Source organism: Bacillus sp. JJ1521, assembly GCF_036965165.1.
Lineage (GTDB): Bacteria > Bacillota > Bacilli > Bacillales > Bacillaceae_L > Ferdinandcohnia.
Genome location: NZ_JBALOX010000002.1, coordinates 287 through 16,333 on the forward strand (window position 1 = coordinate 287; position 16,047 = coordinate 16,333).

15 protein-coding genes and 1 pseudogene are annotated in these 16,047 nt (G+C 37.3%); 12 read left to right on the forward strand and 4 right to left on the reverse strand.

What is annotated here, in order from left to right; genetic code table 11:
• Nucleotides 1-71 precede the first annotated feature (71 nt).
• Nucleotides 72-1,925: a PAS domain S-box protein gene (locus V7147_RS00560; RefSeq protein ID WP_335365916.1), complete on the forward strand. Its 1,854-nt coding sequence runs from the start codon at nt 72-74 to the stop codon at nt 1,923-1,925.
• 98 nt (nt 1,926-2,023) lie between these two features.
• Here the strand turns inward: V7147_RS00560 and V7147_RS00565 are convergent, their stop codons facing one another.
• Nucleotides 2,024-2,260 carry an IDEAL domain-containing protein gene (locus V7147_RS00565; protein ID WP_335365917.1) on the reverse strand — a complete coding sequence of 79 codons (237 nt, stop codon included), beginning with the start codon at nt 2,258-2,260 and terminating at the stop codon, nt 2,024-2,026.
• Between the two features lie 420 nt (nt 2,261-2,680).
• On the opposite strand from V7147_RS00565, the gene V7147_RS00570 reads away from it, so the two are divergent.
• Together V7147_RS00570 and V7147_RS00575 are read left to right on the forward strand one after the other, a co-directional pair.
• The gene (locus V7147_RS00570; RefSeq protein WP_335365918.1) at nt 2,681-3,949 is read left to right on the forward strand and encodes a sialidase; all 1,269 of its coding nucleotides are present in this window, start codon (nt 2,681-2,683) and stop codon (nt 3,947-3,949) included.
• 77 nt (nt 3,950-4,026) lie between these two features.
• Nucleotides 4,027-4,677 (forward strand): glycoside hydrolase domain-containing protein, encoded by a 651-nt coding sequence (locus V7147_RS00575; RefSeq protein ID WP_335365919.1) that lies wholly within the window; start codon nt 4,027-4,029, stop codon nt 4,675-4,677.
• A gap of 68 nt (nt 4,678-4,745) precedes the next feature.
• Here V7147_RS00575 and V7147_RS00580 read toward each other — a convergent pair whose 3' ends face one another.
• Nucleotides 4,746-5,213, reverse strand: coding sequence for a YkyB family protein (locus V7147_RS00580; protein WP_335365920.1), 468 nt, complete (start codon nt 5,211-5,213; stop codon nt 4,746-4,748).
• Nucleotides 5,214-5,396: 183 nt separating this feature from the next.
• On the opposite strand from V7147_RS00580, the gene V7147_RS00585 reads away from it, so the two are divergent.
• Nucleotides 5,397-7,127: a sensor domain-containing protein gene (locus V7147_RS00585; protein WP_335365921.1), complete on the forward strand. Its 1,731-nt coding sequence runs from the start codon at nt 5,397-5,399 to the stop codon at nt 7,125-7,127.
• Between the two features lie 37 nt (nt 7,128-7,164).
• On the opposite strand, the gene V7147_RS00590 is transcribed toward V7147_RS00585, so the two are convergent.
• Nucleotides 7,165-8,028 (reverse strand): metallophosphoesterase, encoded by an 864-nt coding sequence (locus V7147_RS00590; RefSeq protein WP_335365922.1) that lies wholly within the window; start codon nt 8,026-8,028, stop codon nt 7,165-7,167.
• Between the two features lie 394 nt (nt 8,029-8,422).
• Here V7147_RS00590 and fadH point away from each other — a divergent pair, with 394 nt between their 5' ends.
• Nucleotides 8,423-9,187 carry a 2,4-dienoyl-CoA reductase gene (fadH, locus tag V7147_RS00595; RefSeq protein WP_335365923.1) on the forward strand — a complete coding sequence of 255 codons (765 nt, stop codon included), beginning with the start codon at nt 8,423-8,425 and terminating at the stop codon, nt 9,185-9,187.
• 484 nt (nt 9,188-9,671) lie between these two features.
• Entirely contained in the window at nt 9,672-10,313 is a 642-nt protein-coding gene (locus tag V7147_RS00600) for a DUF3993 domain-containing protein (protein WP_335365924.1), read from the forward strand.
• A 30-nt stretch (nt 10,314-10,343) separates the two neighbouring features.
• Here the strand turns inward: V7147_RS00600 and V7147_RS00605 are convergent, their stop codons facing one another.
• Nucleotides 10,344-11,300, reverse strand: coding sequence for an MBL fold metallo-hydrolase (locus V7147_RS00605; protein WP_335365925.1), 957 nt, complete (start codon nt 11,298-11,300; stop codon nt 10,344-10,346).
• Nucleotides 11,301-11,479: 179 nt separating this feature from the next.
• Between V7147_RS00605 and V7147_RS00610 the strand changes: the two genes are divergently transcribed.
• The 6 genes and pseudogenes from V7147_RS00610 to V7147_RS00635 form a co-directional block, all read left to right on the forward strand.
• Complete coding sequence (locus V7147_RS00610) at nt 11,480-11,716, forward strand: YkuJ family protein (RefSeq protein ID WP_229140578.1); 237 nt, start codon at nt 11,480-11,482, stop codon at nt 11,714-11,716.
• Between the two features lie 180 nt (nt 11,717-11,896).
• Entirely contained in the window at nt 11,897-12,334 is a 438-nt protein-coding gene (cbpB, locus tag V7147_RS00615; RefSeq protein WP_335365926.1) for a cyclic-di-AMP-binding protein CbpB, read from the forward strand.
• Nucleotides 12,335-12,448: 114 nt separating this feature from the next.
• On the forward strand, nt 12,449-13,327 hold the full coding sequence (locus V7147_RS00620) for a LysR family transcriptional regulator (RefSeq protein WP_335365927.1): 879 nt from the start codon (nt 12,449-12,451) through the stop codon (nt 13,325-13,327).
• Between the two features lie 205 nt (nt 13,328-13,532).
• Nucleotides 13,533-13,781: a YkuS family protein gene (locus V7147_RS00625; RefSeq protein ID WP_335365928.1), complete on the forward strand. Its 249-nt coding sequence runs from the start codon at nt 13,533-13,535 to the stop codon at nt 13,779-13,781.
• A gap of 178 nt (nt 13,782-13,959) precedes the next feature.
• Complete coding sequence (locus tag V7147_RS00630; protein ID WP_335365929.1) at nt 13,960-15,714, forward strand: ABC transporter ATP-binding protein; 1,755 nt, start codon at nt 13,960-13,962, stop codon at nt 15,712-15,714.
• Between the two features lie 14 nt (nt 15,715-15,728).
• Nucleotides 15,729-16,047 (forward strand): annotated as a pseudogene (locus V7147_RS00635) (ABC transporter ATP-binding protein); the annotation flags it as partial.

Consider the following 16,047-nt stretch of genomic DNA (forward strand, 5'->3'; position numbering starts at 1 on the left):
AATTTAAAAAATACTTCGAATTTCATATACAAGTTTCAAAACAAGTGATGGAGAGGAAGGGGGTTCAATATATGCAAATTGGAAATCGGAAAAGTGCTCTAGAACATTTAGCTGTAACACCATCATCGGTCAATCTCGTAATAACGGTAACAATAAATGGTCAAATCCTTTATGTTTCTAGCAACTGTAAAGATATCTTGGGCTATACAAAAGACATGCTGATTGGAAATTCGATTAAAAATATTATCCATAAAGATGACAGGTTCATGCTTGAAAGTTATTTTTTCAATAAACAGCAAGCAGCATGTGCATTGAGAGTGTTAAAAACAAATCATGATATTATCTGGTTCGAAACAATTGTTGAGCCTATCTATTACTCCGAGTCTTGCGAATATGAAGAAATCCTATTAAAAATGAACCTGTTAGTGGAGCCAGCAAATAACTTGATTTCTGAGGAGATCAGCCCTAATTCGTTATTATCGTCGATTATTCAGGATGAGAGCCTTCAATATAATAGGTTAGTAGATGCACCGATTTTAATAGATGAAGCTCCATTTCCAATTATCATAGCAAAATTAGGTAAAATCGTTTATTTGAACAAGGAAGTGGCTTCCTTATTAGAAATTCAACATCCTCATGAGGTAGTCGGCAACACGATTTATCAGTTTATAGACGAAGAATTTCACGAAGTTATGGCTAAACGAATTGAGCAACTCCAAAGTGGGTTTCGTTTAGGGATTATCGAACAAAAATGGAAGAAACAAAACAACGAAAAAATGTACGTTGAAGTGAAGGAAGTCCCAATCTATATTCAGGACGAGATATATGAGTATATTGTCTTACATGATATTTCATCGCGTAAGTCATTCCACGATATTATCCATAGAAGTCGAGAACGCTATCAACGAATTATTCAAAATTCAATTGATACGATCGCAGTCATTTATCAAAATAATTGGGTGTTTATCAATGATTCTGGTGTCAAAACCTTTGGGGCTAACAGTTATACAGAAATGTTAGGGAAAAATATTTATACCTTCCTTCATCCAGAAAATCATGATCAAGTGAGGAACTTCATTGAAATCGTAAATTCTGAAAAGAAGGAAGTAAATTTCAGTAAGCAATCATGGTATACATTCCAAGGAAAGCAAATTTTTACCGAATTAATCGGAATACCGACTACATATTTCGGGGAATCTGCAGTTCAAGTCATTATCCGTGATATTTCTGACCGTATTAAGGCAGAGGAATTAATGATTAAATCTGAAAAACTATCGATTGCAGGTCAACTTGCGGCAGGAATTGCCCATGAAATTAGAAATCCATTAACCGCTATTAAAGGATTTTTACAATTGTTTAACGATGAGTTCCAAGGGAAACAGAATTATTTTGATATTATTTTTTCTGAATTAAATCGAATTGAATTAATTTTAAGTGAGCTTTTGTTACTGGCAAAGCCATCGGAAATTAAATTCAAAAATAAGGATATCCGGACTATTTTACGTGATGTTGTGACACTCCTTGAAACACAGGCGATCCTTCAAAATATTCAAATCAATATTGACTTTTTGAATGAAGATTCGATTATTACATGTGATGAAAATCAGATTAAACAAGTCTTTATCAACCTTATCAAAAATTCGATCGATGCGATGGAAAATGGCGGCACGATCTTTATTCGCACAATGGTGACAAACGACTCAATCTATATTTTATTTATAGATGAGGGTTGTGGAATTCCAAAATCCATCCTAGACAGAATCGGGGAGCCTTTTTATACAACGAAGGAAAAGGGAACAGGACTTGGGCTAATGGTAAGCTATAATATTATCGAAAATCATAACGGAGAAATTAAGGTGGATAGCAAAGAAAATGAAGGTACAACCTTTGAGATAAAGCTTCCACGAATTAACGAAACGGTGTAGCACAAAAGGCTACACTGTTTTTATTTTCTTATGTCCAGCTCCAGGCGCCTTGCACATTGCAATTAAAAAGGCTAGTGCATCTCGCACTAGCCAATTGGTTATTGTAAAAAATTATGTTTGGATAGTAACATATTATATTGTTTTGAAAGTTCCATAAATAATGTTTCATCTCGGTCAATTAGTGACTGATCAATTTGTTTTAGTAATTGTTCTTTCTTAAAGGAGGCCTGTGATTGGATGAGAACCATTTCTGCTACCTTCTCATACATTTCATCATCAGGCGTTTGAGGAATAACAACTACTTCATTTTTTTGCTCTTTGTTCAAATGGTCCATTACGTAATCACTCCTTTTAATTTTTCGCTTATTTGTAAAAAAACGCCGTTTACTTGATAAGCGTAACTAGAGCCATGCTATTATAGGAAAATAATGCATCGTCTAGTTGTCTTTCTATTATGAAGGGAAAACAGTAAAAAGTAAAGTATTTTTTAGAAAATTTAGATATATCAGAACAAATAAGAGTGGAAAACATTGAGGTAAGTGGGAATATGAAAAAATGGGTTACTTTCCTAAAAAGTATCATAGTATGATATGAGGACTTTTTAACTTTCCTTAGCAGGGGTCGACCCCTGCTAAGGAAAGTTAAAAGCCACCGGCGGATGCCTCAGATTTTCAAAGGAAACTTTCGAGCAGGCTCGAAAAATCTGGGCGCAAATACGCTAAGGCGCATTTGAATAAAAAAGGGAGGTACCTGCTATGAATCAACCATATGGTGGATATCAAATAAATCCATATAACAGGGCAGTTCCACAATATTATAACCCGTATTATCCGATCAATGGCTACCCACAGTCTTATTATATAAATCCTTACACACCAGAAAATCAAACACGGCAAACAGAGGAATTTCAAAATGTATGGAAAGAGGTACGGAAATCTTTAAAACCCCATTATAATGAATTGGCAGAATATAATGTCAACCGAAGAGTGTCACAGTATATAGCCATGCAGCTCGTCATGTTCACAGTTATAACGCAAAATCAATTTTCAGGTTCTCTGGATCAAAAAGTAAATCAGACTTACCAGGCTCTTCGAAATCAATCCAATTGGATCTTTGCCGTGCTGTCGCCTTATCGAATTCCAGAGCGGGTACTAGAAAGGATATTTAAGGGGATTATTCGACTCACCTATGAAAATATTGGTTACTCACCTGAAAAGAATTGGAGCGAATGGGAGGATCTCGGGGGTTACTTAACATCAGGACCTTCTGTTGCGGTGCCTGGAAGAAACCAATTAGATGTCTATGTACGTGGAAGAAATCGGGTCCTCTATCACCGGATGTGGGATGGATCAAGATGGACAGATTGGGAGAATCTCGGTGGGGCTCTTACATCATCACCTGCCGCTATATCATGGGGGCCAGGAAGAGTAGACGTTTTTGCGCGTGGGGATAATAATCATTTAATTCATAAATATTGGAACGGTTCCTCATGGAGTGATTGGGAGGATTTAGGCGGAGTGCTCTCGTCATCACCAGCAGTTGCATCATGGGGAGAAAATCGTCTAGATGTATTTGGAAGGGGTACGGATCGCAATCTTTATCATAAATATTGGGATGGAGAGGAATGGAGTGATTGGGAGAACTTAGGCGGTGTACTTACGTCAGCACCTGGCGCCGTTTCATGGGGACCCAATCGAATTGATGTCTTTGCAAGGGGAGAAAATCGAGCGCTTTATCACAAGTATTGGAATGGAGCGAATTGGAGTAATTGGGAGGACCTTGGTGGCCAATTAACCTCAAGTCCAGCTGCATCTTCAAGAGAACCTAATCATCTAGATGTATTCGTAAAAGGCACAGATAATCATCAATATCTGAAAAATTGGGATGGCACAGGGTGGAATGAGTGGGAGGATCTTGGCGGAACATTAACTTCAGAACCATCTTCAGCCTCATGGAATCGCCACCGAATTGATGTCTTTGCGAAAGGAGAAAACAATCAATTAATCCATAAATGGAGAGCATGATTTTACGTAGGCTTAAAAACGGGCGCAAATACGCCAAGGTGCATTTGATTTTAGACGTGTATTAAGGAGTTGTGTAAATGCCTAGATATGTGTGGGGAGTGGATTCGGCGGCTACAGTCGATGAAGAATTATATACATGTGTGAAAAGCAAATTTGGAAATCCGAAATTTTGGGGCAGATATTTAAGTGATGTGCCAAATGTTTCACATGGCTTAACAAGACAGGAAATTTTATTTATACGAAATCGGGGAATTAAGGTTTTGCCTATCTATAATGTTTTTTCTGATGCAACTAGCTTTGAGAAAGGGCAACTTGCCGCAAGAAATGCCGTGTTTAATGCAAGACGTCTCAGCATCCCAAATGAGGTAGCCATATTTGCGAATATCGAGCGCTTTTTTGCTGTAGATGAAGCCTGGATTCGTGGGTGGGTTGAGTCCATTAATCCAACAGGCTATCGTCCAGGTATTTACCATGATCCAATGGAAGGTGATTTTTCGAATGCATATTGTGAGGCTGTTCGAAAAAATAATCAGATAGCCATCCAAACAATATTATGGAGTGCTGAACCTGAACCTGGGGTGTCGAAGGAACGGAATGCGCCCATCTTTCGACCACAATCACCAAAATGCAAGGCAAATGTGTGGGTATGGCAATACGGAAGAGATTCGAAAGATTGCCCAATTGATACGAATTTAGCCGATCAACGAGCCTTAAATTACCTTTATTAAAAAACCAGGTACATACCTGGTTTTTTAATTTTTCCATTTCTAGCTCAAGAAGCCATCCGTCTTTCTAATCATCGATAACTTTCTCCTAGTTTTTTGAATACGGGTTTTTGGTAGGTTCGTTTGTTTTGTCGCCCTGTATTCTCTGTTTTTTCTTCAAGTCCAACGTATTGCTGCAGTAGGTTTTTAGCTAGAGAAAGTGATAGATAGGTTTTTGGATTGCGATATGTTTGATTCAATTGTCCAAGATGTGGTAGGCGAGAGAAGTCTTCTTTTGTAGGAGGCATGTGAAAATAATAATCTCCGGCAGAAATTAAGACATCGGATTGCTGTTGACTGTTTTTCGGGTTTCTGGAAAAATGAAGTCCTTCTTTTTTGGCTTTTCCTTCTGATATAAGCTTTTCTAATGCTTTTCGTTTAAGTAAATATAAAAATTTTGGGTTTGGCGCCGTTTTAGCGTGTCGGTTCACAACAAAGATGGCACGAGCAAGGTTGTCCACATTTGGTTCAAGCGGGGCTTGATTTACCTGTTTTTTCATACTTTCTCTCCTTTCTATCTTTTATTATACTGTTAGTAGTGAATTTTGACAAATTCATCTAGCATGTATCGGATTCATAGAATTTAACAAATTGATATATCAAAATAACTCTTGAAAAAATAAAGGTTTTTTGTCAATATATGCAGAAGATATAACTATTACATGTAAATAGGGAATGGTATCATGAACAGAATGAACAATGTCATCCTAAAGGATGATCAATTTAGCCGTTTTGATGATAGAATCGAAGCGATCATCTTTGAAATAATCCTAAAACACATCAAGGATTTAATATATGTTATGAAAGTAGAAGATAACGGCAGCTTTTCCTATGTTTTCTTAAACGAAGAGGCTAAGGGGCATGCGAAATTGACCAGTACCAGTCTTGGGAAAACACTTCACGAAGTGTTGCCTAATGAAACGGCGACCCATCTGCACGAGCAATACAAATCGGTTCTTGAGAAAAAAGAACCAATCTCGTTTCAGGATGTTGTTATTTTAGCTAATCATAGAGTCGTTCACGGAGAATCTATTTTAACTCCGATATTTGATGATATGGGTAATATAACATTTATCGTTAGTGTTACGCGTGATATTTCTGCGAGAGTGGCTGATAAAGAAATGATCACCTACATGGCTTATCATGATCAACTTACCGGGTTACCAAATCGCAGTTCGTTAAAGAAGGACTTGGACAACGCAGTAGAGGAAGCGGAAAAGAATAACCAAACTCTAGCATTGATGTTTATTGATCTTGACCGATTTAAATTTTTCAATGATTCTATGGGGCATGTTGCTGGGGATCATCTTTTAAAAGAAGTTGGAAAAAGATTAGCATCCATTAGTCAAAAGGGTTATAAAGTATTCCGCCAAGGTGGGGACGAATTTATTGTAATCCTACCAAACACATCAAGAGAACTTTCACAAACTTTCGCGCAAAATGTGAACCAAGCTTTTGAAAAACCTTTCCTATTAGAAGAAAAGGAGTTTTTTATTTCGGCTAGTATCGGGATTAGTACCTATCCAACAGATGGAAGAGATGGCGATACATTAATAAAAAATGCTGATACAGCCTTGTATCGTGCAAAGGAATTAGGTAGGTCGCTTTATCAGTTTTATAGTACGGATTTACAAAAACAAACTTCACACATGATGATTCTAGAGACAGGTCTTAGAAAAGCAATCGAGAAAAATGAACTCGAGATCTATTACCAACCACAGTTGGATCTAAGTACAAATAAAGTTACGAGCTTCGAGGCACTCCTAAGGTGGAAGCATCCGGTGCTTGGGTTCGTGTCACCAGCCGAATTTATTCCAATTGCAGAGGATTCCGGTCTTATTTTATCGATTGGAAAATGGATTATTCAGACGGTATGCCGAAAACTAAAGCAATGGAAAGAGAACGGATACGGAACTATTTCAGTTTCGATCAATCTGTCGCCAAAGCAATTCCAGCAACCAGAATTAGTGAAAATGATTCAACAAAATATCGAGCAAAATCAAATATATCCAGGAAGTCTTGAATTTGAACTTACAGAAGGGGCAATGCAGGATCCGAAGAGAACCTTGCAAACTCTCGCAAAATTAAAGGAGATTGGCGTACGTATTTCTGTTGATGACTTTGGAACAGGATACTCTTCCTTGAGTTATATTAAAAAACTTCCGATTGATACACTTAAAATTGACCAGTCCTTTGTTAAGGATGTCCTTCACGATGAAAAGGATGCTGCCATTACAACAACGATCATACACTTGGCACAAAGCCTTGGTCTTTCAGTTATTGCAGAGGGTGTAGAGGAAGAACAACAGGTAGAATTTTTCAAAATTATGGGTTGTCACAAGGTGCAAGGCTATTTCTTTAGTAAGCCAATACCAGAAAATGAAATGATTGAACATTATTTAAAAAATATGTAACAGTAAAAGAGGATGTCAATGCGACATCCTCTTTTTGTTAGGTAGAAACTAATGTGAAAATAGAGATTTCAGGTTTTGCTAAAAACCGTAGTGGCAGTCTCGTTGTTCCAAGTCCGCGATTGACATATAGGAACATCTCAGAAGGCCCAATGAGATGATCTCCCTCATAGTAAATGCTACCAAGCGGTGGGGTAATTAGTGGTCCGAAGAAAGGAAGTTGTATTTGGCCGCCGTGACTGTGACCTGATAATTGCATATGGGCTCCCACTTCTTCCGCGCGTTCGGCAATATCTGGCTCATGGGCAAGCAGAATGGTAAAACTAGAGGGATCGACGTCTTTAAAGGCCTGTTCGAAATTAGGGCGACCAAGCATTACATCGTCAAGTCCCACAATTGAAATCTTAGAATCCTCTATGTGAATTTCCTCCGAGGTATTCATTAATAGGGTAAAACCAGTTTGATTCATCAATTTTTTATATATTTCCGACCCATAGCCTCCATGGTCATGGTTTCCATAGATTGCAAATTTTCCAAGTGGTGCTTCTAATTGTTCTAATATCGGAATAAGGTGATTGGTAGCAGCGTATTTATTAGGCTCATCCATTAAATCACCAGTAAAAAACAATAGGTCAGGTTTAAAATCATTTATTTTATCGACAATTTTCTTCAGTTGTTCCAATGTAAAATGATGTCCAACATGTGTATCACTAAATTGGACAATCTTCACATTGTGAAATTGCTTCGGAATGGCAGGATGCTTTATTAAATGGCTCGAAACTTCTAGCTGTTTCGGTTCAAAATAACGAGCATACCAATATCCGAAAGAAGATGCAATAATAACTGTTGAAGTAGTAGCAAAGGCTCGTTTCATAAATTGTCGTCTTGTAAGTTTTTTAGCCATCCTAACCGCCAACCTATCTTTAATCGTTCGAAGTCATAAGACTAGTGTAGCATATTCATATTCAAATAGATTTTAAATATGTATTACAGACATTAAATTTTTATTCAGTAGAAGTCTCTGACTTCTACTGAATAAATTTAAAGCCTCCGGCGGTTGCCACAGATTTTCAGAGGGAATTTTCCAGTGTTAACTGGCACTAAGCCCTCGTAAAGAGCAATTGCCAGTAAAAGCCTGATAAAGGTGAACGAAGACTAAGAACGCCACGGCCTGATGTCTTCGTCTTTGTGACCCACATCGTGTGGGCCTAAAAATTCTGGGCGCAAATACGCCTTGGCGTATTTGATTATGATATAATAAAAAATGAATAGTCATTCATTTTAAAGGGGGCGTTAGGATGAAGGGGAAAGTTGCAATTGTTACAGGGGCATCAAGTGGTATGGGGAAGTATATGGCAAAGAGGTTTGCAGACGCTGGAGCGTTTGTTGTCATCACTGGCCGGACAGTTGAAAAATTGGAAGAGACGAAAAAGGAAATTGAGACCTTTCCAGATCAGATTCTTATTGTTCAAATGGATGTAAGGGAACCTGAGCATGCACAACATATGGTTAATATGGCCGATGAAGCACTTGGTCGAATTGATTATCTTGTTAACAATGCTGCAGGGAACTTTATTTGTCCAGCCGAAAAATTATCAGTAAATGGTTGGAATGCCGTCATCAACATTGTTTTAAATGGTACATTTTATTGTAGTTCCGCAGTAGGTAAATACTGGATTGAAAAGAAAATCAAAGGCAGTATGATTAATATGGTCGCTACATACGCTTGGGGTGCTGGTGCTGGGGTCATTCATTCAGCCGCAGCAAAAGCGGGTGTTTTATCTATGACGCGTACGCTTGCGGTTGAATGGGGAAGTAAATATGGAATTCGCGTCAATGCGATTGCGCCTGGACCAATTGAACGTACAGGTGGAGCGGAAAAGCTTTGGGAATCCGAAGAAGCGGCAAGTCGGACTCTTGGAAGTGTGCCATTGGGACGTTTAGGAAAACCTGAAGAAATCGCGGAACTCGCCTATTTTCTATTATCCGATCATGCAGCATACGTGAATGGGGAATGTATTACAATGGATGGCGGTCAATGGCTTAATCAGCACCCATTTTAACTTTATTCAGCAGATGTCCCCTACTTCTTTAAGTGGGGGATGAATGCAATTAGAGTAACCAATTCAGCGGGGGTTCTAACCCCGGCTGAAATTATGGAACTCAGACTAATAACGCCACTTTCTGTGGCAACGTCTGAGTGACCCACATCGTGTGGGCCTAAAGCCTCAGACGGATGCCACAGATTTTCAAAGGTAATTTTTCGATCAAGCTCGAAAAAATCTGGGCGCAAATACGCCAAGGAGCATTTGATAAGATTACAACTCAAAGGAAGATCACTGAATGTGGTCTTTCTTTTATTATGGTTATTTTTTGGCAAAATTCTTTCTTTTTCTCACTGGATTATTGAATTAATTGTTTGTACTCCGTTTATTATGTCAAAATCTGCAACTATTTAACGAACGATTGATACCCATATAAATCCTAGAACTTGTTAAAATGATGATAACTTGTACAATGCTAGACTAGCAAGGGAAGGATGATATTTTGAACAAGCGAATTGTACTATTACTCATTGTCATTTGTTTAATCGGACTCGTTTCTGTTCCAACGGCTACAGCATCATCTAATCAACCACTTAAAAGGGATCAGGTATTTTCACTGCTACAAGAAGCCTTTCAGGCACAAACTTCACTAACATCAGAATTCCGTACTTATGATAAGGTTCAGCAAATCCTCGCCCCGTATTTTCATGGTGACTATGCTGCCACTTTTTTAGAGGAAAATTTAATGAGTGAAGAAGAAGGCTATATTGTATATGGATCTGATTTTGCCCTATACTTTATTCCGTTTTACTCCTATACAGATGAAACGAAGATTTTATTTGATCAGGAAGAAAATAAAATTTTTGTCTATGAATTATTTAAAACTCCCGAGGAAGGGCCAGTTTCTTATAAAGATCACTATGAGGTCATCACCCTTCAGCAAATACATTCAAATTGGCTGATCACTGATTTAGCCATGGAAGAAGAGGCCCCAACTGTAAAAGAGGCTACCGGGCAAAAGGAAGCGGCTAAAAAGGACACTGCATTCTTAACATGGAACCCATTTAAAACGACAATATATTCCTTATTAGAAATGGAGAATCGCACCCCTTTACAAGCGGGCTGCTTCAACGAACTCTTCTAATACGGAAAAATAGAAATCCCAATGGGATTTCTATTTTATTTTAAGCATGAAATCAACAATACCCATTGCACATATATCGAGGTCAAGTCCCATTATTTCATAGACGTCATGATTCCTTGGTACTTGGCGTTCATCAAGGTAGGAAGTAACTTCTTTTAAAATTAAATCCTTGATCATCTCTTTATGTTCACTTGGGCTTGCTAAAGGAAGTTCTGCAAACGATTGTTTCCCCGCATCCACAAAGATCGGCAACCAAAAAGACATCTGTCTATATACCTCATTCACATTTGTAGTCATTCCATAATGTCCGAAATAAATAGTAGATACTTGTAAAGCTTTAATCATTTCAGCAGAATTTAGCATAGCATCAGGCAAAAATTGGTTGGGTGAGGTTGAAGGCAAAAAGAGATCAATTTCATCTTTTACAAGTTCATGATAATAAATACCAATGGTGTCACCAGTAAAGATTCCGTTACTTACAGGATCGTAAATACTGAAATGATGATTAGCGTGCCCTGGTGAATCATAAAAAACAAGTGTACAATTTGTCCCAATCGTTAGCTCTGCCTGATCTTCTTTCACAATTAGTTTTTCCTCAGGGATTGGTAAAATTGGTTCAAATAAAGAATCAAAGGACTGACCGTAGACCGCTTTTGCACCTGCCATTAAACGGCTTGGATCTGCTAAATGCCTAGCTCCTTTTGGATGAACAACCACCTTTGCATTTGGACAGTACTGTAACAGGAGTCCTGCACCCCCAGCATGGTCTAAATGAATATGGGTTACAATGATATACTCGACATCACTTGGATGAATTTCAAGATCTTTTAATCCTTCTAAAATGTATGGGATTGAGGGACTTGCACTTGTTTCAACAATCGTAATTTTTTCCTCTTTTATTATGTAAGAACCAGTTCGTGCGTTCCTTCCCAAATCATGTGCATCAATTAGAAATATTCGCTCATTTAGTTGTGTAAGATTTGACATGTTTTCCTCCCAATTTTTTATTGTTTCATGGCTAATTTTATTGTATTGTTACATAGTAGTTATGTAAAGGTATTGAATACAATATTCTGATAATATTACTCCGTTCGAAAAATGTGGATAGAAGAATGGATATTGCTCAATCCTAAAAGAAGGTCATGTACATGAAAGGAGAGGCACTTATGTCACAGTTACAAGGAATTATATCTCGCCTTATAAGCCTTCAGGAAAATGCAAATGGTGGGGAACCCCCTCAACGTTTTTTTGAAGTAAATGGTGAAAGAAAGTGCAGTGTAAAATATTTTAACAAAACAAGTACTTTTGAACTTGAAGTGTACCTGCAAGGGGAAAAGCCTAAAACATATCAATTCGATAATATTGATATGATTGCAATTGAAATTTTTGATTTAATTAACTAACCATTTTGTGAAGGTTCGGCGCATTGCCGGGCCTTTTCTCCCTCATAAAGTCCTTCTAAGTAAACTCCATTAAATAATACAAGTTATCCACATAAAATTATGGTAAGATAAAAGAGGAGTAATAAAATAGCAAACTGGTAATATATGAAAATAATTACGATGTGAGGTTGTGAGGCTTACATGTTCGGTCTTCAAAGTGAAAATTTATTTGAAACAACAATCAAAGAAATGCTTATTCCTGCAGATAAAGTTGCCCATGTTCAAATTGGAAATAGCCTAGAACACGCACTTTTAGTCCTTACGAAAACCGGTTATACCGCCGTTCCGGTATTAGACCCAAAGTATAAGCTGCACGGATTAATTAGCTCAACCCATATCCTAGATTCGATCCTTGGATTAGAAAGAATTGAATTTGATCGTCTAGAGAAAATGAAGGTTGAAGAAGTTATGAACAGGGAGATTCCGAGATTGAACTTTAATGACAATGTTTTTAAAGGCCTTCAGTTAGTCATTGATAACCCATTTGTTTGTGTAGAAAATGATGAATTAGTATTTGAGGGTATTTTTACACGTCGTGCAATCTTAAAACAATTAAATAAGCAACTTAAAATTAAATAAATTTTTAAACTCCTCCATGTCAATTTGGAGGTTTTTTTCTGTTAATCATGGAATGTAGTATCATATAAATTATACTATAAGTAAAACTTATGCGTAGGTCAGGGAGGAACAAGTGTGCAATTTTCCGAATTTCAATTATTAGTTGTGCTTGCATCTGAATTAAATATGCGAAAAGCCTCAGAACGCTTATTCGTGACACAGCCAGCGTTATCTCAACGTCTTCAAACGATTGAAAAGGCGTGGAATACAAAAATTTTTATACGATCCCAAAAAGGGTTAACACCAACACCAGCCGGAGAAAAGATTATTGATTTTGCAAAAGAGGTTGTAGAAAAAGAGGAAAAAATCAGGGAGCAGCTGCAAGGGCTAAATCAAGAAGTGCACGGGACACTTAAAATTGCCTGTGCATCGATTATCGGTCAAAATTGGCTTCCGAAGGTTCTTAAAAAATATGTGAATAAATACCCGCATGCAAAAATTTCATTAATTACCGGCTGGAGTAGTGAAATATTGAAAAATCTCTATGATGACACTGTACATATTGGAATCATTCGCGGTAAACCCGATTGGAAGGGGGCGAAACACCATTTATTAACTGATACGATGTATATGGTTGATAAAGAAATCCAAAAAATTGAACAAGTGTGGGAAACCGATCGTCCGTTTATTCAATTTAAAAGTGACTCAACGTATTATCAAGAAATCCAAGAATGGTGGCATCGTACCTTTCAGTCAACACCACGCCGAACAATCGTAGTTGACCAAATTGAAACATGCAAACAAATGACCTTAAATGGAATTGGATATGCAATATTGCCATCTGTTACTTTAAATAATGAAGAAATGAAGAATATCTATAAAATCCCGTTAAAAAATGAAAACAATGAACCGATGAAACGTGATACATGGCTTGTTGGCTATGATTATGCATTTGAACTTAAGCAAGTTCAAGCGTTTGTCGAAATGATCAAAGAGAATATAGATACTTTATAACATTGTTTTTCTACGTCTAGTTCCAGCGCGTAGCCCCTCGAGGTCACAAGACTTGCACAGGATGTGCTGACGTCTACGTTTGCCACAGGACGTGGCAGGTTTTAGTAGGCGTTTCAACTTCAAGGCGCTTGCACATTTGTTCATATATGTAGAATAATCAAAGTCTGATTGTGACAAATTACATATATGAGGAGGTGGATGATTAATGGCGAAAATTGGAGTTGAAGGTTCTTTAACAAATGTTCAGCAGGCTCTTCAAGAAAAAGGCTATGAAGTTGTTCCGCTAAAACAAGAAAGTGATGCACAAAACTGTGACGCTTGCGTTGTTACAGGTCTAGATACGAATGTGATGGGTATGGCTGATACTGTCATGAAAGGACCTGTTATTGAAGCAAATGGACTGTCTGCTGACGAGGTTTGTCAGGAACTAGAAAGTCGTTTAGGACAAGCGTAAATGTAGATAGACAAAGAAACGAGACTAGGTAAACCACCTAGTCTTTTTGAGTTGTATTCTTTTAATCTTTTATAGAAAAAATTTAACATTTTCAGAAAATGCACTAGTAATTTATTTCGAAAACCGATATATTAAATGTTACGTTAACGTTTTTTGGAAACACCAAGGGGGGAGTTTTATGGAGACCTTTAAGAAATTAAAGGAATTTTATTGGCCATATCGAAAGTATTTTTTCTGGTCATTATTTGCAATGATTTTTGTGACAGGTATTACAGTTGTTTACCCGGTTGTCCTTCAGTTAACAATTGATGAAGTTTTCTGGGCGGGGAATTATCAGCTTGTACCATATCTAGCCATTGGTTTCGTTGCAATCATGATTATAAAGGGAGTAGCTACATATTTTAACCAATATCTTGGGGACTTATTTGGAATAACAACAGTATATAAAGTAAGAAATGCATTATATGAAAAGCTTCAGCGATTATCATTTAGCTACTATGATAATGCGAAAACAGGGGATCTCATGTCACGTTTAACTGCTGATGTTGAGGGTTTTAGATTCTTCCTTTCTTTTGGATTTGCTGAATTACTTCGTTTTACCCTTTTAATTATTTTCAGTTTAATGGTTATGTTTTCTTACTCAGTTCCATTAACTTTAGTGACTATTATGGCCTTGCCGTTTTTAGCAATTGTTGTGTATCGCTTTGACAAACGGGTCCACCCAGCCTTTCGTAAGGTGCGAAAAACCTTTGGTCGCTTGAATACAAATGTACAAGAAAATATTAGTGGAATAAATACAGTTAAATCACTTTCACGTGAAGAATTTCAAATCAATAAGTTTAATCTTTCTAATGAAGGTTATCGTGATGTAACGCTAGCGACTTCTGGTATTTGGGCAAAATTTTTCCCGTTAATGGAGTTTATCGGAAATGTCTGTGTTGTTGCACTTCTATCATATGGAGGATATTTAGTTATTGATGGTGCAGTTTCACATGGTGAACTTGTCGCCTTTTTTAGTTTAGTATGGTACTTACTTAATCCAATCATGAACCTAGGATTTATTATTAATATGTTTTCGCAAGCAAAAGCTTCTGGAGAACGACTTTTAGAAATTCTTGAAGCAGATGAAAAAATTACTGACAGTCATGATGTTATCACGAAAGAAAGATTAAAAGGACATGTTGAATTTAAAGATGTCACCTTGAAATATACGGAGGAAGACGAGGCAGCGCTTGAATCGATTTCATTTACAGCTGAACCTGGCAAGGTGATTGGCTTAATTGGGGCTACTGGTTCAGGAAAAACAAGTATTACCCAACTGATGACGAGATTTTATGAGCCGGTAAAAGGGAATGTATTAATTGATGGCAGAGATGTTTCCGATTATTCTATTCAAACTTTAAGAGGTAATATCGGTTTTGTGATGCAAGAGTCGTTCTTGTTCTCTTCAACGATTCGCGCAAATATTGCGTACGGTCGACCTAATGCGTCTATGGAAGAAATTATCGATGCTGCAAAGCGCGCCCAAGCGCATGATTTCATCATGGAGCTTCCAAAGGGCTATGATACGATGCTTGGCGAACGCGGTATGGGATTATCAGGTGGCCAAAAGCAACGGATTGCAATTGCCAGATCGATTTGCATTGACCCAAGTATTTTAATATTAGATGATGCCACAAGTGCGGTCGATATGGAAACAGAATTTAGTATTCAACAGGATTTAAAGGAAGTTATGAAAGGTCGCACTACATTTATCATTGCCCACCGAATCTCTTCCTTGAAACATGCCGATGAAATTCTCGTTTTAGAAAATGGGGCAGTAGTGGAACGTGGAACCCACGAGGAATTATTGAAAAATGAAGGACCATATCAACGTATTTATGAAATTCAATATAAGGATCAAAAAATGGTCCTACAGTCACAAGTCGGATAGGTAGGTGAGATTAAGTGTCACAGGAAAAAAAACAAGATATAAAACATCGCTTCCATTATTCAACTGATCAAGCAATCGAAAAACCGTTTAACTGGAAGCAAATGTTCAGATTACTAGCATATATGAAACCATATTCTAAGAATCTATTACCACTTGCGATTATTATGGTGTTATTGACAACTGCGGTTCGGTTAATCGCACCTATTTTAATCGGTAAATACACGATTGACCATGCGATTGCGAATAAAGATACGAATTTATTAATTATTTTAGTTGTGACGATTGCTGGGTTATATGCAATTAATTATGTTGCAAATATTTTTAGAATCAAAT

What these genes read in the sequence shown, in the direction of transcription:
- V7147_RS00560 (WP_335365916.1), top strand. Translation starts at nt 72, where the DNA reads ATGCAAATTGGAAATCGGAAAAGTGCTCTAGAACATTTAGCTGTAACA.
- V7147_RS00565 (WP_335365917.1), bottom strand. Translation starts at nt 2,260, where the DNA reads ATGGACCATTTGAACAAAGAGCAAAAAAATGAAGTAGTTGTTATTCCT.
- V7147_RS00570 (WP_335365918.1), top strand. Translation starts at nt 2,681, where the DNA reads ATGAATCAACCATATGGTGGATATCAAATAAATCCATATAACAGGGCA.
- V7147_RS00575 (WP_335365919.1), top strand. Translation starts at nt 4,027, where the DNA reads ATGCCTAGATATGTGTGGGGAGTGGATTCGGCGGCTACAGTCGATGAA.
- V7147_RS00580 (WP_335365920.1), bottom strand. Translation starts at nt 5,213, where the DNA reads ATGAAAAAACAGGTAAATCAAGCCCCGCTTGAACCAAATGTGGACAAC.
- V7147_RS00585 (WP_335365921.1), top strand. Translation starts at nt 5,397, where the DNA reads ATGAACAGAATGAACAATGTCATCCTAAAGGATGATCAATTTAGCCGT.
- V7147_RS00590 (WP_335365922.1), bottom strand. Translation starts at nt 8,028, where the DNA reads ATGGCTAAAAAACTTACAAGACGACAATTTATGAAACGAGCCTTTGCT.
- fadH (WP_335365923.1), top strand. Translation starts at nt 8,423, where the DNA reads ATGAAGGGGAAAGTTGCAATTGTTACAGGGGCATCAAGTGGTATGGGG.
- V7147_RS00605 (WP_335365925.1), bottom strand. Translation starts at nt 11,300, where the DNA reads ATGTCAAATCTTACACAACTAAATGAGCGAATATTTCTAATTGATGCA.
- V7147_RS00610 (WP_229140578.1), top strand. Translation starts at nt 11,480, where the DNA reads ATGTCACAGTTACAAGGAATTATATCTCGCCTTATAAGCCTTCAGGAA.
- cbpB (WP_335365926.1), top strand. Translation starts at nt 11,897, where the DNA reads ATGTTCGGTCTTCAAAGTGAAAATTTATTTGAAACAACAATCAAAGAA.
- V7147_RS00625 (WP_335365928.1), top strand. Translation starts at nt 13,533, where the DNA reads ATGGCGAAAATTGGAGTTGAAGGTTCTTTAACAAATGTTCAGCAGGCT.
- V7147_RS00630 (WP_335365929.1), top strand. Translation starts at nt 13,960, where the DNA reads ATGGAGACCTTTAAGAAATTAAAGGAATTTTATTGGCCATATCGAAAG.